We start from the raw sequence: 25,532 nt of genomic DNA, 5'->3' as shown, positions 1-25,532 counted from the left end.
ATTCGTCGGACAAACAAGTTTTGTGATAAAATGAAGCTATTGTCGAAATTTAAGAGAAAGGTGGTGTAACAGTTTGGATAAAGAAAAAATAAAACAGCTTTTCCAGTCTGTATGGTCCTGGATTAAACGATATAAGTGGCTCTCGATTATCGTCAGCTCTATGTTTTTATTATCTGTATTAGGTTATCTTTTTATAATATTCGGAGGGCGATTTGTGTTTGATGAGAAAGCGGTCATTTTGCCGACTGCTTCCAAAGTGGTTGCGGAAGATGGTACCGTGTTAGGTAAATTATACTCAGAAAATAGAGATTATGTCACATTAGAACAAATCCCGGACCATGTAGAAGAAGCGTTTATTGCGATGGAAGATCAGCGTTTTTATGAACATGCTGGTATTTCTTTGCCCGCTGTTACACGTGCTGTTTACCGGGATATCGTTGCGATGAGCAAAGTGGAAGGCGGCAGTACTATTACACAGCAATTGGCTAAAAACCTGTTTTTAGTCAATGATAAAACATGGATGAGAAAAACAAAAGAAGTGATGGCATCGGTTTATTTGGAACGCAATTATACTAAATCACAAATTTTAGAACTTTATTTAAATCAAATATATTTGGCTCATGGTGTACATGGGGTAGGTACAGCAGCTGATTACTATTTTGGAAAAGATGTAGCGGATTTATCAATCGAAGAAGGGGCATTACTCGCAGCAATGGTGAAAGCGCCCAATTCGTATTCCCCACATCATGATTTAGAAGAAGCAAAACAACGAAGAGATCTGGTATTACAACAAATGGCAAACGAAGGTAATATCTCGACCGAACAATTGCTAGCGTTACAAGCAACGGAAATTAAAGTGAAGGATCAAGAAAGGCAAAGAGATCCATGGTTAGACGATTATTTTGCTTACGTGTTAGAGGAAGTAGAAGCTACATATGGATTAAGTCGTGAAGCATTAAAACGTGGTGGTTACACTGTGGAAGTGCATATGGATCCTGACATACAGCAAATTGCATATGATCAAATGCAAGATAGTGATTATTATCACGGATCAAATGACGCCGTTAATGGTAGCTTTGTTTTAATGGAACAAAAAACAGGTCAATTGAAAGCATTAATTGCTGGACGTGACTTTCAATTAAATGATATCAATCATCTTTTAACGAAAAAACAACCAGGTTCGGTCATGAAACCTTTGGCCGTTTATGGACCAGCAATGCAATTAGGCAATTATCAACCATATGATATGATTCCGGACCAGGACATCGAATATGATGATGGATATCGTGTTAACAATGTTGACGGGCCATTTGATGGAGAAGTTAGTATGTTTCAAGCGGTAGTAGAATCAAAGAATGCCCCTGCGGTTTGGTTGTTGGATCAAATTGGTGTCGATTATAGTAAGACCATGTTGGAAAAAATGAATATCGATATTAATGATCAAGGATTGGCCATTGCTTTAGGTGGTTTAGAGACAGGAATCACACCGATTGAAGTGGCAGAGGGCTACCGCACCTTTATTAGTGGCGGGGAATGGCTAGAAGCAAGAAGTGTTCGAGCTGTTTATAACAAAGATCAGGAAAAACTACAATCTGAAGAGCAAGAAAAAGAAAATGTATTTAATTCGCAAACAGCCTGGAATATGCTGAGAATGTTAGAGGGAGTAACGAAAGAAGGTACTGGTTCAGCTGGTGAATACAGCAAAGCTTTGGCAGGAAAAACAGGATCAACCCAACATCCAGAACAAGATGGAGCAGTAAAGGATGCATGGTTTGCTGGTATTACTCCTGAATATGTGACCGCAACATGGATTGGCTACGATCAAGCAACAGCAGAAAATTATTTAACAACAGGTTCTGAAGCGACGACAAGATTAACAAAATCAATTTTAACTGAAATTGACAAAAGGATGCCATTAGCAGAAAAATTTGAACAACCCGATGATGTTGAAGATTTACCAGAACCGATACAACTCCCGGTGATTGATGATTTAACAGCATCGATTCAGTTTGGTGGTTTTTCGATATTGCGTGGTGAATTAAACTGGACAGCAGCAGAAGACAGCCGTGTCATCTATCGAATCTATGAACGTGGTGAGGATGAAGATCACCTCATTGGCGAAGCGGAAGGTAAAGGTAGCTATACAATTGACCGCATCAATGTTTTCCGGACGGGTGAATACTACGTTGTACCTTATAATCCATTAACCAAACAAACAGGTAAACCATCCAATATCACGTCTTTAGAGTTTGACTTTTAATCGAAAACTAATTACAATTACTTTTTAGTTATAATAATTACAATTTAGTGAACGTTTTTAAAAAATACTATACAGGATCGATCAAACCTTCTATAGTAGAATAGAATGGGAAAAAAGGGTGAAATAAATGACGAAATTTAATGATACGATATTAAAAGCATTTAGAGGGGAAGAAACAGACTATACACCTGTCTGGTATATGCGGCAAGCCGGCAGATCTCAAAAAGAATACCGAGAATTAAAAAAGAAATATTCTTTATTTGAAATTACTCATCAACCAGAACTTTGTGCCTATGTGACAAGGTTACCAGTTGAAATGTATAATGTGGACGCTGCGGTTTTATACAAAGATATTATGTCGCCATTACCTGCAATTGGTGTAGATGTCGATATTAAATCAGGGATAGGTCCTGTCATTGATAATCCGATTGTATCATTACGTGATATTGAAAAGTTGGGAACGATCGATCCAGAGAGTGATGTTCCTTATGTATTAGATACAATCCGCTTATTAACGAAAGAGCAGTTAAATGTCCCATTAATTGGTTTTAGTGGTGCTCCTTTCACGTTAGCAAGCTATATGATTGAAGGCGGTCCATCGAAAAATTATCATAAAACAAAAGCACTCATGTACAGCGATTCGAAAGCATGGTTTGCCTTGATGGATAAATTAGCAGATATGACGATTGCTTACGTAAAAGCGCAGGTTAATGCAGGTGCGCAAGCTATTCAAATATTCGATTCCTGGGTCGGTGCATTAAATGTAACAGATTATCGTACGTATATTAAACCTGTCATGAATCGTATTTTTAGTGAGTTACGTGAAACGAATGTACCATTGATTATTTTTGGTGTAGGTGCCAGCCACTTAATACAAGAATGGAATGACCTACCTGTTGATGTCATTGGTCTTGATTGGCGGATGTCAATCAAGGAAGCACGTGAATTAGATATCACCAAAGCACTCCAAGGAAATCTTGATCCAGCGTTTTTGGTAGCGGATTGGGAAGTAGTGGAGGAAAAAGCAAAACAAATCATTGATGAAGGAAAAGCACACCCTAGCCATATTTTTAACCTAGGACACGGAGTAACGCCTGAAATTAGCCCAGAGCGATTAAAGAAATTAACGACTCTTATACATGAATACTCGAAAAGATAAGAAAGGATGTCACATCATGGCAAAGAAAAAAGTAGGATTACTCGTAATGGCATATGGTACGCCATATAAAGAAGCAGATATTGAACGATACTACACACACATTCGTCACGGACGTAAACCAACCAAGGAAATGTTAGATGACTTAACAGAGCGTTATCAAGCAATTGGTGGTATTTCCCCGTTGGCAAAAATTACAGAAGAACAAGCCCAGAGCTTACAAGCACGAGCAAATGAAATCCAGGACGATGTAGAATTTGTTTATTATTTAGGATTAAAGCATATCGAACCTTTTATTGAAGATGCAGTACAGCAAATGGCTGAAGACGGAATTGACGAAGCGCTATCCATTGTACTTGCTCCACACTACTCTACATTTAGTGTTAAATCATATAATGGCAGGGCAAAAGAAGAAGCAGATAAACATGGTATTGCGATTAAATCAGTAGAAAGCTGGTATGATGCAGAAGGCTTTATTAACTATTGGGCAGATGCTATTACAAAGGAATATGAGAAAATTGATGATAAAGAGAAGGCAGTATTGATTGTTTCTGCGCACAGTTTACCAGAGAAGATTTTACAAAATGGTGATCCATACCCGAAACAATTAGAACGTACTGCTACCTTAATTCAAGAAAAAACAGGCATACCAAACGTCGAAATCGGTTGGCAAAGTGAAGGAAACACACCAGACCCTTGGTTAGGTCCAGATGTACAGGATTTAACGCGCGACCTTTTTGAACAGAAAGGCTATCAATCGTTCATCTATGCTCCGGTTGGCTTTGTTGCTGATCACTTAGAAGTATTGTATGACAATGATTATGAATGTAAAGTCGTTTGTGAGGAAATTGGCGCAGCTTATTATCGGCCACCAATGCCCAATGTAAACCCGACGTTTATCAATACTCTAGCAGGAATTGTAGTGGACAAATTCCAGCGTGATGACGAGTCATGAAGAAAATAACGGTGATAGGCGGCGGTATAGCGGGGCTTACTGCCGCTTACTATTTAGACCAGAAGATTAAAGACCAGAATTTGGATTATCAGCTTCAGCTTTTAGAAGCGAGTAATCGTTTAGGTGGAAAAATTAATACAGAAAGACGGGAAGGCTTTACGATCGAACGTGGCCCCGATTCCTTTTTAATTCGTAAACAATCAGCTGAACGCTTAGCTCGAAATGTTGGCGTTGGTGACAAGTTAGTTAAGAACGGAACAGGTAAATCCTATATTTTAGTGGGAGATCAGCTCCATAGTATGCCTCAAGGCTCTTTTATGGGCATACCAACTCAAGTCCGCCCATTTTTAACGTCAAGTTTATTCAGCGTAACAGGCAAATTACGAGCAGGTATGGATTTTATCTTGCCTAAAGGTGAAGCGCAAGATGATCAGTCACTAGGAAAGTTCTTCAGACGACGATTAGGAGATGAAGTGGTTGAGAATTTAATTGAACCCTTATTATCAGGTATTTATGCTGGTGATTTAGATGATTTAAGTCTGATGGCAACATTTCCGAACTTTTATCACTTGGAACAAGAGCATCGCAGTCTCATTCGTGGACTGCAAAAAACAACACCAGTACCGAAACAACCAAGTGGTAAGAAGAAAAGTATGTTTTACAGTTTGGAAGGTGGACTGGAAACATTAGTAGAAGCGATGGAAGAGTCATTGTCGGAAGGCGTTGTGCAAAAAGGGAGAGCAGTTAATAAGATTAACAAATCTGAAGATGGCTACGAGTTAGAGTTAAAAGGTGGTTCTACGTTATCATCTGATGTTATTTTAATTGCTACGCCTTATCCTGTGATGAAACAGATGCTCAAATCTTATAATTTTGTAGCAGATCTGCATAATATGAAAGCTACTTCAGTTGCCAATGTGGCTTTAGCGTTTGCTCAATCTGCCATTAAGGAAGATATTGATGGTACTGGATTTGTAGTGTCACGTAATAGCAATTATCGTATTACTGCTTGTACATGGACACATAAAAAATGGCCGGATACAGCTGCACCAGCAGGAAAAGCGTTACTAAGATGCTATGTTGGACGTCCAGGTGATGAAGAAGTAGTGGATCTTTCTGATGAAGCATTAGAAGAAATCGTTTTACATGATTTAAACAAAATTATGAAGATTGACGGTGATCCTTTGTTTTCTGTTGTATCTCGCTGGAAAGATGCGATGCCGCAATATAGCATTGGTCATAAACAAGTAGTAGAAAATTTGGAGAATGGTCTAGCTTCAGAGCTTCCTGGTGTATTCGTAGCAGGTAGCCCATATCGAGGCATCGGAATCCCGGACTGTATCGATCAAGGAGAAGCAGCCGTTGAGAAAATATTAGATTATTTAGCAGAGTGACTTTAAGTGCTCTGCTTTTTCGACTATATCCAGGGAAGAGAAGGAAATATCCCCGGAAGCGCCCGTGCTGTTCCGAGGAAAAAGTGTTCTCTTCCGGGGATAATCGACTATATCCAGGGAAGGGAAGGAAACATCCCCGGAAGCGCCGCCTGTTCCGAGGAATATGTATTAACTGTGTAATTGTACAAGTTTTTAGATGCAAAAAAAAGCAGCTACATTAATAGCTGCAGGTGTCTGTCTTTTACATATATCTTGATTAATTGGATGGGAATGTTCATCATCCTTGTTCAGCAGGATAAGAAGGATGAAAGAAACGAAAGATATGGTTGTAAAAGACGTAACAGGTTAGATGGCGGGATGACTGCAGTTGTCACAGATGTTATGATAACAATCTGCTTGTTCTACAATATCATTTCCGCACTTACTACACTTTTTTCTGGGAATGTTGCGAAAGAACTCAACGATGCTCTGCATAACGGACCTCCCAAAAGCGTGTCTTGTTATTATTGTATTATAACAAGTGTAAAAAATCAACTATTTGTATTAGTACAATTTCTTTAAAATTGTTTTCTCTCTGTAATTCTTTTATACTTGTAGTGAGAATCAGCTAACAATAGGAGTGAAATAACAGATGAAATTTATCGATAATAAAGGAATTACTGATCCATATATTAATCTAGCCATTGAGGAGTATGTACTCAAAAACTTTGGTGAGGAAGATACATATTTATTATTTTATATAAATGGACCATCGATCATTATTGGTAAAAATCAGAATACAGTAGAAGAAATTAATACCGATTATGTGGATGAACATGGTATCAAAGTTGTTCGTCGTTTGTCTGGCGGTGGCGCAGTATATCATGATGAAGGGAACTTGAACTTTAGTTTTATTACAAAAGATGATGGGAACAGTTTCCACAACTTCGCCAAATTCACGGAACCAGTAGTAGAAGCATTGAATAAATTAGGCGTTCCAGCAGAATTAAAGGGACGTAATGATTTAGTTGCCGATGGACGCAAAATTTCGGGGAATGCCCAATTCACGACAAAAGGACGTATGTTTAGTCATGGGACATTAATGTATGATTCAGAAATCGAAAATGTTGTACGTTCTCTAAATGTAAAAACTGAAAAAATTAAGTCAAAAGGGATTAAATCAATCCGTAGCCGTGTTGCTAACATTACTGAATTTATGGATGAGAAATTATCGATGGATGATTTAAAGGCACATATTTTGAAACACGTTTTTGACGTTGAAAACGTGGAAGATGTTCCACAATACGTGTTAACAGATGAAGATTGGGACAACATCCATCAATTATCCAAAGAACGTTACCAAAAGTGGGAATGGAATTATGGCAAATCACCGAAATTTAATATTCAACATTCTCATAAGTTTGATGGTGGATTAGTAGACGTTCGCCTTGATGTTCATAAAGGTATCGTTGAACAATGTACGATCTATGGGGACTTCTTCGGTGTCGGCGATGTCAAAGAATTAGAAGATCGACTACAAGGTGTTCGCTATGAGCGTCAGGCAATTGACGAAGTGTTAAGTGACTTAGATGTTTCCCACTACTTAGGGAAAATTACAAAAGAAGACTTCTTAGGGCTTATATATTAGTGTGAAAAATCCTCTTATCTTAGTTTTGATGGGAGGATTTTTTAATTTAATCCTATTTGTTGAGTTTTTTCAAAAAAAGATAAAATGATAAGATTAAAAATACAAATTTTATCCATATAATAGTAATAACTTTTAAGTTTAGGGGCTTATATCGATGAAAAAATGGATGATAGGATATACAGTATATGTAATGCTGATTTTTCTCTACTTTTATTATTTTTATCCACTTACATCATTTAGTGATACACGCTTTGGAGCATTAGCACATGCTTTTTTCTTTGCGATGTGGCCATTACAGCTATTGATGTTATACATGCTAATCAAGAAAACAAATTTGATGGAACAACTGGAACAAATTCGGTCAGAAATAAAAAAGGTGCTGTTATATGTTACATTACTAACGGTATTAGATTATCTGATCCATTTTCCTTTTCGCTTTCTTTGGTATAGCATCGGGGTAAAAGAAGGAATTGGAACGCAAGGATTTCTTTCATGGCTAGTTGAACAATTACTACATACAGGAATGTTGTGGTTATCTCTTTCGTTCATTGTCCTGATTACACGAGCCGTTATGAAAAGATGGCCGAAAATCTGGGGGGTTATTCTTTGGTTCCTTGCGATCCCGGTAGTCTTGTTCGTTGTCTTCGTGCAACCGATTTGGATTGATCCACTTTTCGATGATTTCAGTCTATTGCAAGAAGGAGAGTTACGAGAAGAAATCGAAATGTTAACTGCAGATGCTGGAATTAATGAAGCAACACTACTTGTTGTCAATAAAAGTGAGAAAGTGTCCACCTATAATGCTTATGTGACAGGTATTTTCAACCATGCTCGTATTGTATTATGGGACACCACCATTGCTGGCATGCAGCAGAATGAAATTTTATTTATTATGGCCCATGAGATCGCGCACTACATCTATCATCACGTTTACTGGGGAGTAGGTTTATATCTTTTGTTAACACTTGTTGTATTAATGGTATTACAACAGTGGACTCGCTCGTGGAAAAGTGTCTATTCTTTGTCATCTTTAACAAAATTATTATTTATGACAGTAGCTATACTCATGCTTTTGCAGCCTTTGTCATTATGGGTATCTCGAGAAATGGAAAATCAAGCAGACCAATATGCAATTAATCATACGGAAGATTTATCTCCAGCATTGACAAGCTATAGACAACTTGCTGAACAATCGAAAGCAGATATTTCTCCAGCTCCATGGATTCGATGGTTCCGTTCCAGTCATCCATCAATAGCGGATCGTATCGAACGAATCAAAAAAGAAATAGAAAATCGTGAAACGAACCCGTAATTTGATTCGTATATAGAGTAGAGGTGGTTGAATTGGATACTTATTATCAAAAAATAGTAAAAGCTCAGGAAGATAAGCGCAAATTAAATCGACTTAAGCACGAGCGAAAAGAATTAGCAGTTGAATTAGAAAAATTGGAGAAGCAAAAGCAGGAATTCTATCAACAATTGCAAGATGAGAAAGTAGACGTCGAAAAACTAGAATCCTTTAGTGTAGCGAATATTTTTTATTCGATCACTGGCCAAAAGTTAGAAAAACTTGATGAAGAGAAACAGGAAGTCGCAAGAGCACAATTACGCTACCAGGAAGCGAAAGCGTCTGTTCAGGACTTGCAAGAGGATATCTCTGTATTAGATCAGCAAATTCGTGAATTGGGAGAGCCTGATGTTCGTTATCAGCACTTATTAGAAGAAAAATATCATCATTTGTTAGATACCAATCATGAAAGTGGACAACAAGCACTTGAAGTATTAGAAAAATTGGGAAATATGCAAGATGAGAAATCTGAAATTGCCGAAGCGATTGATGCAGGAGAAAAAGTAAAACGTGCGCTATCATCCGCTCTCTCTTCTCTAGATAGTGCGAAAAACTGGGGAACGGTTGATATGTTTGGCGGTGGCTTAATTTCGACTTCGTTAAAACATAGTCATATTGATGATGCCAAACAAGCTACACACGATGCCCAGCGGTTATTACGGAAATTTTCACATGAGTTAAATGACATCGGCAAATCATTTCAGGCTAATGTCGAGATTTCTGGTGGGTTAACTTTTGCTGATTATTTTTTCGACGGTCTTATCATGGACTGGTTTGTGCAAGACAAAATCAACCAGTCAGAACAACAAGTCAGTGAAATGTATCAAAAAGTAGATGAGACGATTTCGCAATTAAAGCGTCTTAACCAAGATGTTAACAACACTATCGATCAAGCAAATCATAAATGGGAACAGATTATATATCATGCATCATAAGTAAACCCCTCGATTGGAAGTCGAGGGGTTTTTCGATCCGACACTTTTGTGCACCAAAAGTCGGAAGAGCTTCTTTTATTCCTGCTATTCTTTAATCAAGGGAGGTCATTTTGATGAATGGATTAAGAGAAATGAACAATGCATTGGAATATATCGAGGAGAATTTAACCAATCAAATAGATTACACAAAAATAGCGAGTATTGCCTATTGCTCCGAATACCATTTTAAGCGAATGTTTTCTTTTCTGGCAGGTATTACTTTATCGGAATATATTCGCCGTCGACGCTTAACTGTCGCAGCATTTGAACTACAAAATAGCGATGCTAGAGTAATTGATATTGCCATTAAATATGGCTATCAATCTCCTGATTCCTTTGCCAGAGCTTTTCAAGCTTTGCACGGCATTAAACCGTCAGAAGCAAAACAGCATGGTTCACCACTAAAATCTTTTCCAAAAATGACCTTCCGATTATCAATTGAAGGAGGAAATGAAATGAACTATCGTATCGTAGAAAAAGATCCCTTCCGAATTGTTGGTGTGCAAAAACGGGTGCCAATTATTTTTGAAGGAGAAAATCCAGAGATCACCGCCATGTGGAAATCACTGAACAAGGAGAAAATCGGGCAATTGAAAGAGCTCTCGAACACAAAACCTAATGGGATCATTCAAGCATCCACCAATTTCTCAGAAGGACGTATGGAGGAAAAAGGAGAGCTGGATCATTATATTGGGGTGGCTACAACAGAAGAGTGCCCAGAACAATGGGCTGCTTTAGAGGTTTCTGCCTTTACTTGGGCAGTTTTCGAATCAATTGGTCCGTTTCCACAACACTTGCAGAAGACATGGGGGAGAATTTACGCTGAATGGTTCCCATCATCCAATTATCAGCAGACGAAAGGTCCGGAGATTCTTTGGAATGAAAATAGCGATTTTGGTTCGCCAGACTTTAAAAGTGAGATTTGGATACCGGTAGAGAGGAAATAACGGGGTGCTCTAGCATTCCTCGAGGACAAAAGAAAGCGAAAATGATAAAAAGTGTCTTCGAGAACCACTCTCGAGGACAAAAGAAGGCAAAAATGATAAAAAGTGTCTTTGAGAACCGCTCTCAAAGACAAAAAAGACCAATATGAAAAAAAGTGCTATTATGAAAGAATGAAGGACAAAGTGTATCCTTCATTCTTTATTTTACTTGGGCTACGGTAATGCCATCACCAATCGGAACAAGTATGGATTCTAATTGTGGATGATCTGCGACTGTTTGATTAAACTCCTTCATCAATGTGGTATAACGTTTGGAGTCTATGCTCTGATCAGCGACACTACCTCTTACCAACACATTATCGATAGCAATCACAGCATTGGGTTCCGCCAGTTTAATGCATCGTTCCAGATAATTCGGATAATTTCCTTTATCAGCATCAATAAAGAAAAAATCAAATCGTTTATTTTCAGCTTCCAGCTTTTCAAGACTTTTTAAAGCAGGACCTGTTAAGTATGTAACCTGGTCTTTGAAACCTGCTTTAGCGAGGTTACTTTCCGCTAACTTTGCATATTTCTCCTCTAATTCTAAAGAGGTGAGCGAGCCATTTGGTCCAAAACCTCTTGCAAGACATATCCCACTATATCCACCAAGTGCCCCAATTTCTAGCACTTGTTTAGCACCTGAAATCGATACTAACATCGTTAAAAATTTTCCAGAAGAAGCTGATACAGAAATATTAGGCATTCCATTTTCCTTGATGGAGGTAATTACATCTTCCAGTAAATTATCTTGCGGATTAAAAACGGAGTCAATATACTGATTAATTTTCTTCATTCTGTTCACATCCCTTTTTGTTGTGCGTTTCTGTTTCAACTAATTCAAACAGCTGTTTAAATTCTTCCATCATCATATCAATTGCCTTTAATTCACCTACTAATATTTGTTGGATGGATTGAAATTCGGGTTGCTCCAATTGTTGTTGAATAGTCGAGCGCTTTAGTTTTAAGCGTTCTAAAAAAGCGAGAGCCTTCCCACGACGAAATGTCTTAGCCCCCCTTTTTTTAAAATGAATATGATCTGATTTGTCACTGTTCATTGGTCATCTCCCCTTCTTTTTTGTTGATTGTATACATTTGTATACAATTTGTCAATTAATGCATATACCATTATTTAGAAATGAATGTTAAAATAACCGTATAAATCTCCAAATAAAGGAGCCCGTTATGAAACAGTTTCTTCGTGTTTTGTTCATGATAACTATGGGAGTCTTTTTGTCTACGAACATGGTTTTTGCTACTTCATGGGCGTATCCTTTTGTTGTTTGGGATGATCATACCTATGAAGTGGTGGATGAATCTATTACAAATATTGTTGAAGAGATAGGGGAAGTAACAAGGTATTCAGATATGGAGACGTACTCTGGAAATTTCTCCAATGCTTATCCAAAGGGAACCAAATATTATTCCATACACGGAGTAAGTACAGAGGAAGCTATTGCAGTTGAAATTAGTGAAGGCGAGTATAAAAAAGCAGTACGAAAAGGTGAATTTCAGGCAGATAAACGAGATGTATATCCACTTATACAAACTGTTATCATAAGTGTAGTTGCTATTATTGCTATCGCTGTAATAATTGCGATAGTAATTACATTAAAAAGAAAACATAACTAACGCAAGCAAGGTTGGAGGTATATCATGCTTATCAGGCATTTCAAAATCAGTGATGTTCCACAAATTCTACCTTTAATGAAACAATTAGGCTATCCTACGACAGAAGATCAGTTTCAGCAAAGAATGGCTACCATTCAAACACTACCTAAATATCAAACTTTCGTGGTAGAGGAACAGAATATTATTGTTGGGCTACTAGGGGTATCTCTGCAACATTTCTATGAACACGACGGGACTTTTGTTCAAGTTGGTGTATTTATTGTTGATAAGAAATTTCAAGGACAAGGAATTGGAAGACAATTACTTGTAACCAGTGAAGAGTGGGCTGAGAAACATGGAGCGAGAAAAATATTAATTAATAGTGGTAATCGTGAAGAAAGAAAAACAATAGTAAAAGTCTTGTGGGGAAACACAAGACTTTTTTGTAAGAAAGTATAAAATTTGCGCAGGTGTCTAGCTCGGAGCGCCCAAAAACTATGGCGCGACTTCACGAATCGCCCTCCGATCAGTCATCACCGGTTCGCTTTTCTCAGTTACTTATCTATATGGTTCTGTAAATCATTCTTTAGTTTTTCTAAGAAGCTTGGTTCTAATTCAACATAGTAAATCTCATCTTCAAAGATATTGTTTAATCCTTCTTCCAACTGAATTACATCATATTGGTTTGATTTCTTTTCCATTTGATTGAAAATATCTTCAGTTAGATTTGTTTGATGGTGAGAAATAAGCTCCATTAATTCAGGAAACTTTTGATCCTTCTCTAATAAATTGGCAAGACTATTTTGTTCTTCGATTTCATATATTTTATTTTTATCATCAATTCCTAATAATTGAATTATTTCTTCCATTGGCATCAAAGCATAATAATCAATCGGAATATCTAAATAATGAGATACAGTTTTCACGCTCGCCGCTGGATCATTATCATGAGCTCCAACATGTAATAACTTTGTTTTTTCGAATTTTTCTCCTTCAGCATTATACCTGTCAACATGTAAATCACGGGGAAGGGAAACTACTTTTACACTTTCCTTATCGAAATTAAAGGTAAGCAGAAGATTAAAAGGATTTCTGCGTCTATCTGCATCCTCACCCATTAGCAATAAAACAGAATCCCCATTGCCTTCTTCTGCTGATGTGATACTTTTGTCTGCATCTGAATTTTGTTTTTCGTTAAGAATAAAAGATGGGATTAACGCAATAGCCAATATGAAAACTGCTATAGTTGCCATGATCGGCACTATTGGACGTGTGAAACTACTTTTATTATGATGTTGTGTTGTTGTTTGGCTATGAATTTTGTTGAATGTTTTTTTCCTATCATCTTTTGTAAACGTTAAATCTTCCTGATCTAAATAAGAGGATAATTCTTTCTCGAATTTACTTGCCATAAATATTTTCCTCCTTCATTATAACTTTTAACCGCTGTTTTGCCCGAGTTAATCTAGTTTTCACCGTGTTAAGGTTAACTTCTGTAATGATTGCTATTTCTTCTAATGTGAAAGATTTGTAGTAATAAAGAAAAATCACCTCTCGATACTTTTTTGGCAGTGAAAAAATACAGTCTTTAATTTCATTTTGTTCCTCTGCTTCCATTACCTTACTTTCAGCTGAGAATATCGTCAGCGTATTTTCCACAAAGTTTTTTGCTTGTACTTTTCGGTTATGCCAGCTCCTGAGATGATCCTTACATTCATTGATAGCAATCCGATATAACCATGTTTTAATGGAAGCCTCATTTCTGAATTGCTCAAGGTTTTTATAACACTTTACAAAGGTGTTCTGAACCATGTCTTTAGCTAGCTCTTTATCTTTCACATATTGGAACGCTAACCGTACTAAATCATCACCGTAGTTTATCATGGTTTCTTCTAATAATTGTTCTTTTTCCAGTTCTGTCATGACACCACTCTTCTCTCATTTATCTTACTTTCGCACATTGGACGAAAGCGAGATTTAAATAGTTTCAAAATATAAGAAAACTTTTTAAAAAGTAAAAAGAAGCCTTCATGATAAAGGCTTCCTCCTTTTCATTTTGGTAGTTACCATTTTAGTTAAGAAAGCACCTACAAATGCCAAAAATCCATAGATGAAAATCCAGAAACCGAATGATCTGTTAAACCATAAAAGGGCAGCTATGATTCCAAGCAATATCACTAGAATAATAGGTGCAGTGAGGTTCTTAAGTATCAAGTAACCAACGACCCCAAGTATAATAGATATGATAGGGAATATGAAAATGATCAATGGAACAGTAAGCATACCAGTTCCTCCTGAATATCGGTATCATTGAAAGTAGCTTGTTGTCTTGTTTCATTAGCTGATCTTGTCAAGGACATACCCCTTTACTTAGGCTTTATCGTCGTAACTAACTGTTCTTGGTCCGTAATATAAAAATCCATTTCTGGTCGTTCGCTGATTAAGTTAAGTTGTTCTAGTTTAAAAAAGTTCACTCTGCGATAGGGATCATGATCAATAATCGGTAATTCCTTTTTTTGTGCGATATATTGATCGACTGCTTGCTGGACTTGATCCAAAGCTTGTGCAATATGCTTATCTTCTTCCTCAAATAAGTCATAGGTTTCTTTTGACATATAGTATTCTTTGGATGGAATCGCCTTCAAAATCGGAGCTAGTAAAGTATAGTCTAGCGATAAGTCGTCCTTGATCAATATTTTCAATGGAATATTTGGAGGTAAGTCTCTGCTGTACTCATGAATAGCGGATCGGACTTCTTCTAATGATATGTCTTTTGTAGGGAATTTTTTTGTTTCTTTTTTCTTTTTCTTAAACCACAATTATTTCACCTCATTTTTTTGCAAAAATTTTGTTGAAAATGACCACTCAGTTGCCTCTTTTAAGCAAATTATAGCAAATTTCTGCTAGATTGATAGTCTAACTCGAAATTTCGGGCTATTTTTCGTTATTTTATATCCAATTTTATCAAAAATTGCTACATTATAGTGGAATAATTTAAAGGAGGAAATGAAATGGAAATTTTAATGGAGAAGGTTCGGGAAATCAGTCCAAAGACATTAGCAGTGGTCGGCTATGAAGGAGATGGGAGGTTTTTAACACGTGTGATTGAGTATGAAGAAGTAGATGATTATGAAACGACATTTAGTACACAACAAGTGATGGATGTTACTTGTAAAGCGTTTGGTATTAGTTTAAAAGGGTTGATTGAAGGATCAAGAATGTTAAGTGGCATCACGCATAAACCACCAATTGCGATTGACAGGATAAGTGGCATGTATTTTTTTCCTGTGGAATCCCCCTTAAGAAAAGCTTGTACATGGATTGCGCATTCACACGTTCTCGAAATAGAAAAAATAGAGCAACACTCAACACGGGTCGTTTTTAAAAATGGGCGGGACTTGGTGTTAGAAGTTTCTTATGCTACGATGATCAATCAATTGTACCGTACTGCTCAGTATCGCTACTTACTTAGTAATAAAATGGAAGACATCCTCGAGGCTTCTCAGCATATTGCGGAATCGAAATGGCATAAAAAGAGATAAGATGATGGTGGCTAGAATAAACCCAATAAGGCTCTTGCCTTATTGGGTTTATAGGTTTATTCGCTAAATAAATAGTAAGGGGATGGAACAAAGTAATATGATCATAGGAAGCAAAGCAATTGTTAATGGTGTCCATTGCTTGGAGATAAGATCTACCGGATTTTTCGCTGGCGCATAAAGCCAGTTGGCGATCCGTTGTGATAATGATTTTTTCAATGGAATATCTGGTACATCTACTTCAAATTTATCTAATTTTTGTTTTAATTCCTCGGAAATATCGTGTTTATTCATCATCATCAACCTCCAATAGGTCTTTTAGCTTTTTTAATGAACTGTGTAGTCTTGATTTTACTGTCCCAATAGGAATTTGTAAAATAGCAGCAATCTCTTTTTGACTTAAATCATGATAATAAGTAAAAATAATTACAGCTCTTTGTTCAGGTGGTAGGTGTTGTAAGGTAGTGCGAATCGTAATCTTTTCTTCTAGTGATACTGGTTCTTCTTGGTTCGGTTCATATAAAAAAGGGAGTAGCTTTTTGAACTTGTTCCGTCTTTTTAGTTTCGTCATCGTTAACTGGTAAGCAATTCTGAATAAAAAAGTGCGAATATGGGACTTAGACGGATCAAAGTTCGTTTGATATTTTTGGAATTTGATAAATGTATCCTGGACAATATCATAACTTAACCCTTCATCTTGCGTGTAGCGGTAGGTGAACTGATAAATTTGTTGATGGTAAGTGGTAAATAACTCTTCCACTTGAATATTATCATTTAAACTCATCAGACCACCGCTCTTTAATTCCTTTAAATACATATGCTAAGCGCGTAATAAACCATATTGATGAGAGCATAGAAAACATGAATGCTTGGTGAAGGAAAAATTGCAACCAATTATCATCGATTGTTTGACCCATAAATAAGCAGGTAGCTAATCCAATAATGCAGATAAATGCATAGGCAGCACATATAATCGTGACATAATCCCATCTCGTCCAGTAAAAGTATATATCTGATTTTTTGAAATCAACTTTCTTCTGGTGATCCTTTACTACTTTTTTATTCAATGTAGCAATGATTATTGCAAATACATTACCTAATATCAATGCAACAATCAAGCTAATCAACCAACCTAATTGCATTTTTAATCATCTCCTTTACTAGTTATACCATGAACGGAGATGAAAAGTTCACTATTTTCTTAAAAAATTACAGCTTTACTTCTTCTTTCGAGGAAGACGTTGATTCATAAGCATGTGCAAGTAATTCCTCTAAGATCAGTTCGACTTTTTTACGAATAGCTGGATTAAAGTAATTCCGTTTTTCCTCTTTTCCTTTGCAGAGGAATAGGTAAGATGTGAATGAATCATTTTTTTCTGCTGCAACGACTTTAATTTTCTCCTGATACATTTGTTTGCGTAATTTTCTTCGTTCTTCGGTTGCGTTTTTTTCCATCTTTTCCAACAGCGCAATATATGGTTCATTTATCTTAAAAGGGGATAGTTGGTTCATTTTTTGTAAATCATGTTTAATAACCTTTAAGGCCATTGATAAAAATAGAAAACGTGATGCTAATTTCCACTCTTGTTCGTTTAAATATCTCATTTTCCATTTCCACCTCCAAGGGAACGTTTGTTCTATTATATACCCGAACCGCTAAAAAATGCAACAAAATTGTAAAAAAATCAAATAGAAATTCAAGGATTTATGTGAAAGATTAGGAAAACAGCGAAAAAAATATTAAAATGAAAATAACTCATTTTTTTGGTCAGTTGAAGGAGTTAAACAAGGTATGATTACATATAATATAAGTAATTTAGATAATATTGATGTGGAAGAGATAAAAGATCTAGTCGAAGCAAATGAGTTTGGGCAGTTAGTAAACTTCTTATTGCAAAGCTATGAAAGCTTAGGCCCCATTCCAGGCTTTTTACTCCCATTTATTGAAGCATTTCTTCCTTTTTTGCCGGTTATCGTATTTGTGATGACAAATGCAGCGGCATATGGGTTATTGGAAGGGTTTATTTTGTCATGGACAGGGGCCAGTTCAGGGGCAATAGCAGTATTTATGTTGGTTCGTCGTTTCAAACATATTCGGCTATTGCAGTGGATTAGCAGAAATAAACAGGTGAAAAAGGTAACCAATTGGTTGGAACGTCATGGGTTTGGGCCATTATTTCTTTTACTTTGTTTTCCATTTTCCCCTTCTGCCGTGATTAATTTAGTAGCTGCGATATCAGGAGTAAGCTTTTACCAATTTGTATTGGCAGTATTATTAGGAAAAGGTGTCATGATCTTAACCTTATCCTTCATTGGAGATAGTATAGTCTCCTTTGCACAAAATCCTGTTAAAACCATAGTATTAGCAATAGGAATCTCCATACTCTGGATCGTAGGTAAATATATAGAGCAACGCCTGCAAAAAAGAGCTAAGGAAAAAAGTGGAGGTAAAAAGGATTAGAATCTTCCAAAAGGGGGTAAATTAGTTAATAAAGAGAGTCCCTTTGGAGGGAAGGTATATGGATAAGAAACGTATTTGGTCAATTGTGCGAATTGTTGTTATTGCATTGGTGTTGGCATTCTTTTTTCGATCTTATTTATTTGCAAGTTATGTTGTAAATGGTAAGTCGATGGAACCAACACTGCATGATGGAAATTTATTAATGGTCAATAAGATAGTATATGATTTAAAGGATATCAACCGTTTTGATGTCATTGTTTTCCACGCCAATGATAAGGAAGATTATGTGAAAAGGGTAATCGGAAAACCTGGTGATCATATTGCTTATCAAGATGATAGGTTATATATCAATGGAGAAGCAATTGATGAACCATATTTGGATCCATATCGGGAACCGAATAAAGTACTTACAGAAGATTTTACTTTAGAAGAAATAACCGGTGAAGAAGTCGTACCAGAAGGGAATTTGTTTGTATTAGGGGACAACCGAACGAAAAGCTATGACAGCAGAGCGATTGGTTTCGTGAAAGAAGAAACAGTGGTAGGAAAAGTAGATATCCGTTATTGGCCGATGTCAGAGCTTAACTTCCAATTTATAAACTAAATAAAGGAAAGCGCTTTAATAAGGAACTCAATCCACAACTGTTGATGAATGGATTGAGTTTTTTGGTGGAATTTCATGGTATAATATGGTGGGGATAAAAGGGGGAAATCATAATGGGGAAGGAGATATAGCAATGATCTCTGAATTAAAAATGAGCGATTATAATAGGTGTAAGCATTTGATAAATAAAGATGGGCATATGGAAGTGGAAGCTGTCATTCTGGGCAATAATCCAGGGCGTATCTTTGTAGACAACCCAGAATCTCCTGATGCTGCATTGATGTGGCTTGGGAATAATGATGGATTTTTTTTTATTAGGTAATGAGGAAAACGTGGTGTTTAGAAAACAATTAGACCACTTCATAGAGAAAAATATTTTCCCCGAAGCAAAAATGCAAGGCTTGAATGATCTAGAAATAATAGCACATCATCCGGAATGGAACCCTGTAATAGAAAACATCTTTAAGCACCGAAAATTAGAAAGTTGGAATCAGCGAGTATATCAGCTCTCTCAAGCGAATTATAGAGCAGACAAAGAGCCAATCATGGATCACCAATATCAAATGCTGAAAATAGATAAGGAACTTTATGAAAATAATGCGATTGAAAATATGGAATTCTTACACAGCAATCTTTCAGAGTTTTGGACTTCATCTTCACGTTTTTTTGAAATAGGTATTGGTTATTGTATGGTTTATGCTCATCAGATCGTCAGTATTTGTTTTTCTGGTTTTGTGGCTAACAAACTTCAGTGCATAAATATCGAAACAGTAGAAGAGCATCAAGGCCAAAAGTTAGCACAAAAGGCTGCTCATCTTTTTGTGCAAGAATGTTTCGAGAAAAATGAAATACCATATTGGGATTGCATGGTAGAGAATAGTCCATCTGTTGCGGTTGCTGAGAAGTTAGGATTCACTAAAAAATTTGAATATAAAGGTTATCAATTTCCGATTGGATAAAAGAGAGGTGTAAGATGACAACTATCTATAAGAGTAAAGAAGGCAAACGAATAATAACTGAGAAGTACGAAAAGTATTTGGACAATCTCCCTTTCGATGTAGAACGTGAATATGTCGATACAAGCTTTGGCACAACCCATATACTTGTAGCTGGTCCAGAAAATGCTCAGCCTGTTATTATTCTTCAAGGTGGTAACTGTATTAATCCCATGACGCTTTCATGGTTTTCTCCATTAGCAGAGCAATATCGAATTTATGCCCCAGATACAGTTGGTCATCCAGGATTTAGTGCAGAAAAAAGAGTATCTGCAAAGGATCAGAGTTTTGCCCATTGGATTGAGGAATTAATGAATCACTATCAAATCTCCAAAAGTGCATTTATTGGCCCGTCTTATGGTGGTGGGATAATACTAAGATTAGCTACTTTTATACCTGACAAGATAGCATCTGCTATTTTAGTTGCACCAGCTGGATTAAAACTCGGTTCTAAATGGCAAATGATAAGGGATATATTATACCCGCTTATTTGTTTCCATATCACCTCATCTAACAAACATCTCCAAAAAATGACAAATGTAATGTCGGATAACAGCATGAAAGAAATCGATGTAGAGTTGATCGGCGATGTGATGAAATATGTAAAGCTAGAACAGAACATGCCGAAGCTGACAGAAAAGGAAGAGTTAGTAAACTATAATGCTCCTACCTTAGTGATAGCTGGGACAAAGGATGTCTACTTTCCCGAAAGCAAAATACATCATAGAGCAAAAGAGATTATTCCTAATCTAGTCGCATTTAAAAGTTATGAAATGGGACATTTTCCTTCAGAAGAATATCTAGCAAAAATGAATCAGCAAATCGAGAAGTTTCTGGAGGAATATTATGAAGAAGTTGATATAGTACAAAGTTCTATCTAATCAACTATTTTGTTCATGGATATGGGAAACAAGAGTCTTCCAAACTAATTTAATTTATACATGATACCGGAAAGAGTGGAGAAAAATATGTCACAACGTACAGTTGGTATTTTACTATTTAATGAAGTAGAGGTATTGGATTTTGCAGGTCCATTTGAAGTTTTTTCATTAACAACGAAAACGGATTTAGAAACAAAGGCTTTTAACGTGATCACTATTTCAGAAGATGGAGAAATGATTAAAGCCAGAAATGGTCTGAAGGTGATCCCGGATTATAATTTTCATCATCATCCTGCATTAGATGTTTTGGTTGTGCCAGGAGGTTACGGTGCAGAAGAAATTGAAATAAATAATTCTAACCTGATTGAGTGGATTAATCAGCAATACTCACAAGTCGAATGTATCGCATCTGTATGCACAGGAGCATTACTCTTAGCTAAAGCAGGATTATTAAATGGAAGGAAGGCAACGACACATTGGATGGACCAAGACAGATTGGCAAAGGAGTTTCCATTAGTAGCTGTTCAGCGTAATGTAAAGTTCATAGATGAGGGAAAGGTTATTACTTCTGGAGGGATCTCGGCAGGGATTGATATGTCTTTTTATCTTATCTCGCGTATTTATGGAAGAAACGTTATTTATGGAAGAAACGTTGCAGCGGAAACAGCGAAGAGGATGGAATATGATAGCTTTTTCCAAGGATAGATCTTAGTAATTTTTTTGCTGATAATTCATTAATCTTATAAAATCTCCTGATAGTAGATTCACAAACTATCAGGAGATTGTTTTATAGGATAAGAAAATATAAAATTTGCGCAGATGTCTAGCTCCGAGCGCCAAAAACTAGGCGACTTCACGAATCGCCCTACGATAAGTCATCATCGGTTCGTAAACTCACCGTGATTCCTTTATCTCAGTTGATGCTGAAGTCGCTACGTTTCTAAACGGGCGCTCTGCGCTTTTCTTATTTCTCGATCTGTTCTTCTGCTGGTTCCTCTGTTTGCGGACTTAACTCTTCTTCGATTTCTTCAGGTGCTTCATTTCCACCTGGGCTGTCAAAGGATCCAGGATCAGCGTCTTTATTGTTGCTCACGCGAATTTCTACGGTGTAGTCCATGGAAACAAAGGAATTAAAGTTGCTCATACCGACAATTGTACCCTTCACTTCAGGTGCATCGACATATTTAACTATGTAAGAGATATCTGCTCCTTTGGATTGATAGTCCTCATAGAACAAACGTGGTAAATCTCCTTCTAATTGTCCACGGTAATCTCTTAAATATGGTTTGCCCTCTGAATAAGTGACAGTAATACTTTTATTATCTTGATCGGTTAATTCTGTTCCTGGTTCGATAGACTGGGCGATTAAATTTCCGTACTTTACTTTATTATGGAATCGTTGTCTCACTGTTACGGATAGACCTTCAAAGCTTGCCGCCTCTTCCATGGAGAGCGACGCAAAATTTGGTACTTCAACAGATTTTCCAAGTGAAATCGTGACTTCCATTTCGTCCTTTTTGGCAATCATTGTTTCCGGATCAATATTTTGCTTACTAACTAATCCAGCTTCAATGTCATTGGATGCTTCTTCGTTGTAGGTTATTTCAATTTCGTTGGTATCAGCCCATTGCTCTACTTCTTGTTTGCCTTTATTAACAAAATCAGGTACTTCTATATCTTCTTCAAAGACTTCTTCCCCTTTGGAGAAATAAACACTGGCATTATCTTGGCGTCGATACTCTTCTTCACTTATATCTTCATCTCTTATAACGAAGCGGGTGAATTCTCCTTCTTCCACTTCATCACTGAATTCGGTAACAATTTGTAAGTTTTCTGCTCTGTTTTCTTCCTTCCAAGCTTCGACTTCGCTTCTAGTCATTTCGGAAAATTCAGGTAATTCAATATGCTCTTCTGGATCTGCACCAATGCTACTGGTTAGGGTAATCGTTGATCCTTTTTTAACCTTTTTTCCTTTTGCTATGCCTTGTTCGATAATATGATTGGCATCATATTCCATACTGTGTTCCTGCGTTAATTCTATCTCCATATCGTTCTCATCTGCCCATGCTCTTGCATCGGCAACTGGCCCGCCAACAAAATCCTCCATATCGACATAGCGAATGCTGTAGTATAAGAAGGCAATTAACAATAATGCAAGAACTCCAAGAGCAATATAAATGATTAATTTCTTGCGTTTCTTCCATTGGTAATCTGGATCGATTTCAATATGTTCATGGTTGTCACGTGGAGAATTTCTCACGCTTTTTTGCTCAGTAGGAAACGATTCTTCTTTAGGCAGCTCTTGGTCCGGTTTCTCATTACTAGTTGGTGGCTCTTTTTTTTCTTTAGGCAGTTTATCGTAATTATCTTTGTCAAAATTAGAAAGAAAATCACTCATTGGTATTCAAGACGCCTTTCTTTAAATAAAATGTTTGGTCAGACTGTTCCGCAATATCATTGGAGTGCGTAACCATAATCACACACTTTTCATGCTCATGCGCCAATTTCTTAAAAATATTGATGATTTCCTGTTCCATTTCTTCATCTAAATTTCCGGTAGGCTCATCAGCAAGAATCAGTTCAACGTTAGTAGATAGCGCCCGTGCAATGGCCACACGCTGCTGCTCTCCACCTGACAGTTTATTAACCGTACGATTTGCTTTATCTTGGGAAATGCCAATATAATCTAACAAATTATATGCAACAGTTTTGTGATCATCTGGTAATTCATTTTCGGTAATGGACATAGAAACTAATACATTCTCAACAGCGGTAAAGGTAGGTATCAGGTTGTAGCTTTGAAAAATAATACCAACTTTATTTCTGCGATAATTATCATGGCCAATTTCTAGAATGTTTCTTCCGTCGAAAACAACTTCTCCGTTGTGCGGCGTATCCATTGCACTAAGTAAAGACAACAGCGTCGTTTTTCCAGAGCCGGATTGTCCTAATATCGTGTAAAATTTTCCTTTGTCAAAGGAAACATTAGTATTCTTTAAGACAAAACGACGACTTTCACCGTCTTGGTAGTAATAATTCAAGTCTTTTGCTTCTAAGATCATCTGTTTAACCTCCTCTTACATCATTATTTTTTTAGGATTTAATCGAATAATATAAATTAAAGGAATTACGGTTGATAGAAGAATCGTAATAATTCCAACGGCATAAAATAGTAAAATAAAGTCTCCTGTTAAGCTCACTTCATAAGCGTCTATTACATCTTCTGTTGTAAGATTTGTTTGCATCTCTGTGTAATAGATTCCTTCTTCATTTTGATTATTGTTATTATCAATTAAAGAATCAGAAACGGTTTGCGCTAATAGATTCCCGGTAAATAAAGATAGTGTCATTCCTATAATGGAAATAATCAATACTTCTGTAATGATTTGTCCAACTACTCGGATACGTGACTCCCCTAGTGATAAGTAAATACCTAACTCACGCTTACGATCTCTAAGGAACAGCAAGACAACTAACCCAATAATAAGAATGGTCATGATGACCGAAGCAATCAATACATACTTAGATAAATTGGACATAGATTCCATCGGTGAAGCAATCGAATCATAAGAATCTGTTGCGTGTCTAACTATAAATAGTTCTGGTAGTAATGGAATTACTTCCTCTTCAAAAGCTTCTGCATCTTCTGGTTTATTTAAGACAAAGAATGGTACATAACGATCTTCATATTCTGGCATATCACCAACTGCAAATTCTATTTCTTGTGAAACAAGTGCATTGGCTACATAGATTGTGTTTTGAAAATTCATATCCATGAAATCGGATTCTTCTTGGTTTTCAGAATCACTATTTACGGTTTTAGGTTCAAAAATACCAATTAATTCTAGTGGTACATCTCGAGAGTCTGTAACTTTTTGTTCGCCTGATTCACTAAATTCATATATTTGGTTTGATAAGGAAAAAGTATCTCCAACCTGAATATTATTTAATTCTGCTAGTTTTTTAGAAATAATGGCTACAGGCGTTCCATTTTCAATCTCTTCATCTGTGAAGACACGTCCATCGACAAGTTCACTTTTACCTTCTTCAATATCAAGTAGTGGGGCATAATTGACCCCTTTTAGTTGAAATTGAGGTCCCATCCCTTCCATTTCGACTTCTCCTTCTGCTTCTTCCATCATGGGATTATAGCTTTCGATTTCTTCAGAAGCTAAGAAGGTAGTAATATTATAATCATAGTATTTAACATAAGGAAGTTCACCAATTTGATTAATTAATTCCTCACTTAAATTTGGAAGCTCGAAATTCATCATTTCTGATTCATCCATACTATCAAGTGCTTCATAATCTAGCTCAAGTGTTGCACCTGTTCCGAGTCGTTCTTTAATAGATTCTTCGACATTAGCTGTCGCTTGTGAAATGGAGATGGCTCCTGCTATCACGTTTCCTAAAATAAAAAGGACAGCAAGTAAAATTAGAGATTTTCCTTTTCTTCTAGTAATACTTAATAAACCACGTTTGAAAAAATTCATATCGTTCCCCCTGTTCTAGTTTCTTATTGAATGAATGGTTGAGTCATGATGAAGATAATTGCGGAAAATGGAAGTGAAGATTTGTCTTGGTGATTTTTGCACATAATATCCCCATTAATGTTAGACGAATTCTTACTGTAAAAAGTTTCATATAATAGAAAATTTTTATGTATTATTAGGATAAAAAGAGGAGAGAAATGACAAAAAACGATACTGAAAACCTACATTTGTGCATTTTTCTACGAATATAT

The 25,532-nt window shown here is 36.5% G+C and carries 29 protein-coding genes and 1 pseudogene; 17 read left to right on the top strand and 13 right to left on the bottom strand.

Annotated features, from left to right (window positions below):
• Nucleotides 1–73 precede the first annotated feature (73 nt).
• The 9 genes from GH715_RS03080 to GH715_RS03040 all read left to right on the top strand — a co-directional run bounded on the left by GH715_RS03080 (nucleotide 74) and on the right by GH715_RS03040 (nucleotide 10,661).
• Entirely contained in the window at nucleotides 74–2,260 is a 2,187-nt protein-coding gene (locus tag GH715_RS03080) for a transglycosylase domain-containing protein (RefSeq protein ID WP_153833902.1), read from the top strand.
• A 127-nt stretch (nucleotides 2,261–2,387) separates the two neighbouring features.
• Nucleotides 2,388–3,419 (top strand): uroporphyrinogen decarboxylase, encoded by a 1,032-nt coding sequence (gene hemE, locus GH715_RS03075; RefSeq protein ID WP_018933714.1) that lies wholly within the window; start codon nucleotides 2,388–2,390, stop codon nucleotides 3,417–3,419.
• 16 nt (nucleotides 3,420–3,435) lie between these two features.
• Entirely contained in the window at nucleotides 3,436–4,371 is a 936-nt protein-coding gene (gene hemH / locus GH715_RS03070) for a ferrochelatase (RefSeq protein ID WP_153833903.1), read from the top strand.
• Nucleotides 4,368–5,765 (top strand): protoporphyrinogen oxidase, encoded by a 1,398-nt coding sequence (gene hemY / locus GH715_RS03065; protein ID WP_153833904.1) that lies wholly within the window; start codon nucleotides 4,368–4,370, stop codon nucleotides 5,763–5,765. The genes hemH and hemY overlap by 4 nt, the downstream gene beginning before the upstream one ends.
• Before the next feature lie 252 nt (nucleotides 5,766–6,017).
• Nucleotides 6,018–6,326 (top strand): hypothetical protein, encoded by a 309-nt coding sequence (locus GH715_RS22005; protein ID WP_476729757.1) that lies wholly within the window; start codon nucleotides 6,018–6,020, stop codon nucleotides 6,324–6,326.
• A gap of 70 nt (nucleotides 6,327–6,396) precedes the next feature.
• Nucleotides 6,397–7,392, top strand: a complete 996-nt coding sequence (locus tag GH715_RS03055; protein WP_153833905.1) for a lipoate--protein ligase — start codon at nucleotides 6,397–6,399, stop codon at nucleotides 7,390–7,392.
• A gap of 154 nt (nucleotides 7,393–7,546) precedes the next feature.
• Complete coding sequence (locus GH715_RS03050) at nucleotides 7,547–8,704, top strand: M48 family metalloprotease (protein WP_153833906.1); 1,158 nt, start codon at nucleotides 7,547–7,549, stop codon at nucleotides 8,702–8,704.
• A 32-nt stretch (nucleotides 8,705–8,736) separates the two neighbouring features.
• Nucleotides 8,737–9,675 carry a hypothetical protein gene (locus tag GH715_RS03045; RefSeq protein WP_153833907.1) on the top strand — a complete coding sequence of 313 codons (939 nt, stop codon included), beginning with the start codon at nucleotides 8,737–8,739 and terminating at the stop codon, nucleotides 9,673–9,675.
• 113 nt (nucleotides 9,676–9,788) lie between these two features.
• Nucleotides 9,789–10,661 carry an AraC family transcriptional regulator gene (locus tag GH715_RS03040; protein WP_153833908.1) on the top strand — a complete coding sequence of 291 codons (873 nt, stop codon included), beginning with the start codon at nucleotides 9,789–9,791 and terminating at the stop codon, nucleotides 10,659–10,661.
• Nucleotides 10,662–10,857: 196 nt separating this feature from the next.
• On the opposite strand, the gene GH715_RS03035 is transcribed toward GH715_RS03040, so the two are convergent.
• Entirely contained in the window at nucleotides 10,858–11,493 is a 636-nt protein-coding gene (locus tag GH715_RS03035; protein ID WP_153833909.1) for an O-methyltransferase, read from the bottom strand.
• On the bottom strand, nucleotides 11,480–11,755 hold the full coding sequence (locus GH715_RS03030; protein WP_153833910.1) for a hypothetical protein: 276 nt from the start codon (nucleotides 11,753–11,755) through the stop codon (nucleotides 11,480–11,482). Before GH715_RS03030 ends, GH715_RS03035 begins: the two co-directional genes overlap by 14 nt.
• A 127-nt stretch (nucleotides 11,756–11,882) precedes the next feature.
• Between GH715_RS03030 and GH715_RS03025 the strand changes: the two genes are divergently transcribed.
• Nucleotides 11,883–12,329: a hypothetical protein gene (locus tag GH715_RS03025; protein ID WP_153833911.1), complete on the top strand. Its 447-nt coding sequence runs from the start codon at nucleotides 11,883–11,885 to the stop codon at nucleotides 12,327–12,329.
• Between the two features lie 24 nt (nucleotides 12,330–12,353).
• Nucleotides 12,354–12,767 (top strand): GNAT family N-acetyltransferase, encoded by a 414-nt coding sequence (locus GH715_RS03020; RefSeq protein ID WP_153833912.1) that lies wholly within the window; start codon nucleotides 12,354–12,356, stop codon nucleotides 12,765–12,767.
• 95 nt (nucleotides 12,768–12,862) lie between these two features.
• Here GH715_RS03020 and GH715_RS03015 read toward each other — a convergent pair whose 3' ends face one another.
• The 4 genes from GH715_RS03015 to GH715_RS03000 form a co-directional block, all read right to left on the bottom strand.
• Nucleotides 12,863–13,720: an LCP family glycopolymer transferase gene (locus tag GH715_RS03015; protein WP_153833913.1), complete on the bottom strand. Its 858-nt coding sequence runs from the start codon at nucleotides 13,718–13,720 to the stop codon at nucleotides 12,863–12,865.
• Nucleotides 13,710–14,231, bottom strand: a complete 522-nt coding sequence (locus GH715_RS03010; protein ID WP_153833914.1) for a sigma-70 family RNA polymerase sigma factor — start codon at nucleotides 14,229–14,231, stop codon at nucleotides 13,710–13,712. The genes GH715_RS03015 and GH715_RS03010 overlap by 11 nt, the downstream gene beginning before the upstream one ends.
• A 105-nt stretch (nucleotides 14,232–14,336) precedes the next feature.
• Nucleotides 14,337–14,591, bottom strand: a complete 255-nt coding sequence (locus tag GH715_RS21915; RefSeq protein ID WP_153833915.1) for a DUF2651 family protein — start codon at nucleotides 14,589–14,591, stop codon at nucleotides 14,337–14,339.
• 83 nt (nucleotides 14,592–14,674) lie between these two features.
• Complete coding sequence (locus GH715_RS03000; RefSeq protein WP_153833916.1) at nucleotides 14,675–15,127, bottom strand: DUF3939 domain-containing protein; 453 nt, start codon at nucleotides 15,125–15,127, stop codon at nucleotides 14,675–14,677.
• Between the two features lie 192 nt (nucleotides 15,128–15,319).
• Between GH715_RS03000 and GH715_RS02995 the strand changes: the two genes are divergently transcribed.
• Entirely contained in the window at nucleotides 15,320–15,850 is a 531-nt protein-coding gene (locus GH715_RS02995) for a competence protein ComK (RefSeq protein ID WP_153833917.1), read from the top strand.
• 63 nt (nucleotides 15,851–15,913) lie between these two features.
• Here GH715_RS02995 and GH715_RS02990 read toward each other — a convergent pair whose 3' ends face one another.
• From GH715_RS02990 to GH715_RS02975, 4 genes are all read right to left on the bottom strand, one after another.
• Nucleotides 15,914–16,144, bottom strand: coding sequence for a hypothetical protein (locus GH715_RS02990; protein ID WP_153833918.1), 231 nt, complete (start codon nucleotides 16,142–16,144; stop codon nucleotides 15,914–15,916).
• Nucleotides 16,134–16,631, bottom strand: a complete 498-nt coding sequence (locus GH715_RS02985) for an RNA polymerase sigma factor (RefSeq protein WP_153833919.1) — start codon at nucleotides 16,629–16,631, stop codon at nucleotides 16,134–16,136. Before GH715_RS02985 ends, GH715_RS02990 begins: the two co-directional genes overlap by 11 nt.
• Entirely contained in the window at nucleotides 16,618–16,989 is a 372-nt protein-coding gene (locus tag GH715_RS02980; protein ID WP_153833920.1) for a hypothetical protein, read from the bottom strand. The genes GH715_RS02985 and GH715_RS02980 overlap by 14 nt, the downstream gene beginning before the upstream one ends.
• A 67-nt stretch (nucleotides 16,990–17,056) precedes the next feature.
• Nucleotides 17,057–17,452, bottom strand: coding sequence for a YhjD family protein (locus tag GH715_RS02975; RefSeq protein ID WP_153833921.1), 396 nt, complete (start codon nucleotides 17,450–17,452; stop codon nucleotides 17,057–17,059).
• A 187-nt stretch (nucleotides 17,453–17,639) separates the two neighbouring features.
• Here GH715_RS02975 and GH715_RS02970 point away from each other — a divergent pair, with 187 nt between their 5' ends.
• From GH715_RS02970 to GH715_RS02950, 5 genes and pseudogenes are all read left to right on the top strand, one after another.
• Entirely contained in the window at nucleotides 17,640–18,308 is a 669-nt protein-coding gene (locus GH715_RS02970) for a TVP38/TMEM64 family protein (RefSeq protein ID WP_153833922.1), read from the top strand.
• Between the two features lie 58 nt (nucleotides 18,309–18,366).
• Nucleotides 18,367–18,912 (top strand): signal peptidase I, encoded by a 546-nt coding sequence (gene lepB / locus GH715_RS02965; RefSeq protein WP_018933408.1) that lies wholly within the window; start codon nucleotides 18,367–18,369, stop codon nucleotides 18,910–18,912.
• A 133-nt stretch (nucleotides 18,913–19,045) separates the two neighbouring features.
• Nucleotides 19,046–19,871: pseudogene (locus tag GH715_RS02960) on the top strand (GNAT family N-acetyltransferase).
• A gap of 14 nt (nucleotides 19,872–19,885) precedes the next feature.
• Nucleotides 19,886–20,788, top strand: a complete 903-nt coding sequence (locus tag GH715_RS02955) for an alpha/beta fold hydrolase (protein ID WP_153833923.1) — start codon at nucleotides 19,886–19,888, stop codon at nucleotides 20,786–20,788.
• Nucleotides 20,789–20,875: 87 nt separating this feature from the next.
• Nucleotides 20,876–21,493, top strand: coding sequence for a DJ-1/PfpI family protein (locus tag GH715_RS02950; RefSeq protein ID WP_153833924.1), 618 nt, complete (start codon nucleotides 20,876–20,878; stop codon nucleotides 21,491–21,493).
• Nucleotides 21,494–21,752: 259 nt separating this feature from the next.
• Here the strand turns inward: GH715_RS02950 and GH715_RS02945 are convergent, their stop codons facing one another.
• Genes GH715_RS02945 through GH715_RS02935 form a run of 3 tightly spaced genes read right to left on the bottom strand, consistent with a single transcriptional unit; the run spans nucleotide 21,753 to nucleotide 25,281 of the window.
• On the bottom strand, nucleotides 21,753–23,186 hold the full coding sequence (locus GH715_RS02945) for a PASTA domain-containing protein (protein WP_153833925.1): 1,434 nt from the start codon (nucleotides 23,184–23,186) through the stop codon (nucleotides 21,753–21,755).
• On the bottom strand, nucleotides 23,179–23,850 hold the full coding sequence (locus GH715_RS02940; RefSeq protein ID WP_153833926.1) for an ABC transporter ATP-binding protein: 672 nt from the start codon (nucleotides 23,848–23,850) through the stop codon (nucleotides 23,179–23,181). Before GH715_RS02940 ends, GH715_RS02945 begins: the two co-directional genes overlap by 8 nt.
• 15 nt (nucleotides 23,851–23,865) lie before the next feature.
• Nucleotides 23,866–25,281: an ABC transporter permease gene (locus GH715_RS02935; RefSeq protein ID WP_153833927.1), complete on the bottom strand. Its 1,416-nt coding sequence runs from the start codon at nucleotides 25,279–25,281 to the stop codon at nucleotides 23,866–23,868.
• Nucleotides 25,282–25,532 lie beyond the last annotated feature (251 nt).

This window comes from Gracilibacillus thailandensis (assembly GCF_010994055.1).
GTDB classification, from domain to species: domain Bacteria; phylum Bacillota; class Bacilli; order Bacillales; family Amphibacillaceae; genus Gracilibacillus; species Gracilibacillus lacisalsi.
The sequence above is the reverse complement of the archived record's forward strand: the minus strand, read 5'-3'. Positions and strand labels throughout refer to the sequence as shown.

Excerpts from the sequence above, each read along its gene's own strand:
- GH715_RS03030 (WP_153833910.1), bottom strand. The coding sequence starts at position 11,755 with ATGAACAGTGACAAATCAGATCATATTCATTTTAAAAAAAGGGGGGCT.
- GH715_RS02970 (WP_153833922.1), top strand. The coding sequence starts at position 17,640 with ATGATTACATATAATATAAGTAATTTAGATAATATTGATGTGGAAGAG.
- lepB (WP_018933408.1), top strand. The coding sequence starts at position 18,367 with ATGGATAAGAAACGTATTTGGTCAATTGTGCGAATTGTTGTTATTGCA.
- hemE (WP_018933714.1), top strand. The coding sequence starts at position 2,388 with ATGACGAAATTTAATGATACGATATTAAAAGCATTTAGAGGGGAAGAA.
- GH715_RS02955 (WP_153833923.1), top strand. The coding sequence starts at position 19,886 with ATGACAACTATCTATAAGAGTAAAGAAGGCAAACGAATAATAACTGAG.
- hemH (WP_153833903.1), top strand. The coding sequence starts at position 3,436 with ATGGCAAAGAAAAAAGTAGGATTACTCGTAATGGCATATGGTACGCCA.
- GH715_RS02950 (WP_153833924.1), top strand. The coding sequence starts at position 20,876 with ATGTCACAACGTACAGTTGGTATTTTACTATTTAATGAAGTAGAGGTA.
- GH715_RS02985 (WP_153833919.1), bottom strand. The coding sequence starts at position 16,631 with ATGAGTTTAAATGATAATATTCAAGTGGAAGAGTTATTTACCACTTAC.
- GH715_RS03055 (WP_153833905.1), top strand. The coding sequence starts at position 6,397 with ATGAAATTTATCGATAATAAAGGAATTACTGATCCATATATTAATCTA.
- GH715_RS02945 (WP_153833925.1), bottom strand. The coding sequence starts at position 23,186 with ATGAGTGATTTTCTTTCTAATTTTGACAAAGATAATTACGATAAACTG.
- GH715_RS03010 (WP_153833914.1), bottom strand. The coding sequence starts at position 14,231 with ATGACAGAACTGGAAAAAGAACAATTATTAGAAGAAACCATGATAAAC.
- GH715_RS03035 (WP_153833909.1), bottom strand. The coding sequence starts at position 11,493 with ATGAAGAAAATTAATCAGTATATTGACTCCGTTTTTAATCCGCAAGAT.
- hemY (WP_153833904.1), top strand. The coding sequence starts at position 4,368 with ATGAAGAAAATAACGGTGATAGGCGGCGGTATAGCGGGGCTTACTGCC.
- GH715_RS21915 (WP_153833915.1), bottom strand. The coding sequence starts at position 14,591 with ATGCTTACTGTTCCATTGATCATTTTCATATTCCCTATCATATCTATT.
- GH715_RS02940 (WP_153833926.1), bottom strand. The coding sequence starts at position 23,850 with ATGATCTTAGAAGCAAAAGACTTGAATTATTACTACCAAGACGGTGAA.
- GH715_RS02975 (WP_153833921.1), bottom strand. The coding sequence starts at position 17,452 with ATGAGATATTTAAACGAACAAGAGTGGAAATTAGCATCACGTTTTCTA.
- GH715_RS02935 (WP_153833927.1), bottom strand. The coding sequence starts at position 25,281 with ATGAATTTTTTCAAACGTGGTTTATTAAGTATTACTAGAAGAAAAGGA.
- GH715_RS03025 (WP_153833911.1), top strand. The coding sequence starts at position 11,883 with ATGAAACAGTTTCTTCGTGTTTTGTTCATGATAACTATGGGAGTCTTT.
- GH715_RS03020 (WP_153833912.1), top strand. The coding sequence starts at position 12,354 with ATGCTTATCAGGCATTTCAAAATCAGTGATGTTCCACAAATTCTACCT.
- GH715_RS03050 (WP_153833906.1), top strand. The coding sequence starts at position 7,547 with ATGAAAAAATGGATGATAGGATATACAGTATATGTAATGCTGATTTTT.
- GH715_RS02990 (WP_153833918.1), bottom strand. The coding sequence starts at position 16,144 with ATGATGAATAAACACGATATTTCCGAGGAATTAAAACAAAAATTAGAT.
- GH715_RS02980 (WP_153833920.1), bottom strand. The coding sequence starts at position 16,989 with ATGCAATTAGGTTGGTTGATTAGCTTGATTGTTGCATTGATATTAGGT.
- GH715_RS02995 (WP_153833917.1), top strand. The coding sequence starts at position 15,320 with ATGGAAATTTTAATGGAGAAGGTTCGGGAAATCAGTCCAAAGACATTA.
- GH715_RS03015 (WP_153833913.1), bottom strand. The coding sequence starts at position 13,720 with ATGGCAAGTAAATTCGAGAAAGAATTATCCTCTTATTTAGATCAGGAA.
- GH715_RS03040 (WP_153833908.1), top strand. The coding sequence starts at position 9,789 with ATGAATGGATTAAGAGAAATGAACAATGCATTGGAATATATCGAGGAG.